This is a genomic window from Mesorhizobium sp. M7D.F.Ca.US.004.01.2.1 (genome assembly GCF_003997785.1).
GTDB lineage: Bacteria > Pseudomonadota > Alphaproteobacteria > Rhizobiales > Rhizobiaceae > Mesorhizobium > Mesorhizobium loti.
Genome location: NZ_RZRQ01000671.1, coordinates 1 through 1,134 on the forward strand (window position 1 = coordinate 1; position 1,134 = coordinate 1,134).

The following is a 1,134-nucleotide window of genomic DNA, read 5'->3' on the forward strand; positions in this document are numbered from 1 at the left end:
GTATATACAATATGCACATAAGGCTCACACATGGACACCCTTGAATGGAAGCATCCCAAGCCACCCTTCCCGAAGGCGTTTTTCGATGACCTTCGTGCGTCGAAGGCCGGGTTCGTCTTGGCCGAGAGGTTTACCATCGCACCCGAAGAGGCTGGGAGGGCGTTTACGGTCAAGCGAGGACAGACTGTGCGCGTGGTCTGTGCCGAAGGCCCGCAGATCGCCGATATGTGCATCTGGAACGAACACGATCACAGCGAGCGGTTCTGGAATGAATATACGCTGAACCGCGAAGGGATCTTCGTACACCCAGATATGCGGCTGTGGAGCAATATGCCGAAGTTCAGGCCTATGATGACGGTGCTGACAGATACAGTTGAGAACAAGCCGATTCATCCCGGCGCCAGGCACCATTATGTTTTCGGCGCCCACTGTAACCCGCATGTCTGGTATTGGGTGACAAAAGACAAGGACCATCCCTTCGTCACCAGGTACAACTGCTACTGCAACCTGACACGGGCAGTGGCTCCGCACGGGCTGAAGGCGGCCGACCTGCACGACAACGTCAATCTGTTCATGAAGTGTTACATCGACCCCGAGACCGGCCTGCATCCGTGGGAAGTCACGGATGTAAAGAAGGGTGACTACGTCGAGTTCTACGCCGAGATGGACGTGCTTTGCGCAGTCTCCATCTGCCCTAGTGCGTCAGGACGCTACAGCTACGAGGAAGAGCAGGAAGCCACGCGTCCAATCGATATTGAAATCTATGACACTGGCAAATTCTTGCCCGACTACGAGGACCCGCTCGATCTTTGAACCCACCAAGGGCGGTCCGCCTGGCCTGATGGCCATGCGCGCAGGGTAGAGATATTTTTTTGACCTGGAAACGCCAAAGCCGCCGCGCACTGCGCGGCGGCTCTATTTGTTGCCGCTCGATTTGTTCAATCCAGCGAGAACATTATCTTCTGCGCGCCTTCCCACAAGGCGACCCGGCCGAGTTCGGGAAGCTTGTCGAGATTGGATGTCAAGGTGATGAAGTGATTGCCGGCGAGTTGCCCGACCTTGGAGGCGAAATGGACACTGCCATAAGCGAGCAGAATCTCGGTCTCGCTGATGCCGCCCGGATACAGGATGATC

Annotated in this window: 2 protein-coding genes; one reads left to right on the forward strand and one right to left on the reverse strand. The window is 56.1% G+C overall.

Annotated elements, in window-relative coordinates; all coding sequences use genetic code 11:
- Positions 1 to 30 precede the first annotated feature (30 nt).
- Positions 31 to 813 (forward strand): urea carboxylase-associated family protein, encoded by a 783-nt coding sequence (locus EN993_RS36055; RefSeq protein ID WP_127266265.1) that lies wholly within the window; start codon positions 31 to 33, stop codon positions 811 to 813.
- 125 nt (positions 814 to 938) lie between these two features.
- Here EN993_RS36055 and EN993_RS36060 read toward each other — a convergent pair.
- Positions 939 to 1,134, reverse strand: a 196-nt coding sequence (locus tag EN993_RS36060; protein WP_127266266.1) for a DUF3830 family protein, incomplete at its 5' end; no start/stop codon positions are given.

Coding starts and splice junctions, on each gene's coding strand:
- EN993_RS36055 (WP_127266265.1), top strand. CDS start 31: ATGGACACCCTTGAATGGAAGCATCCCAAGCCACCCTTCCCGAAGGCG.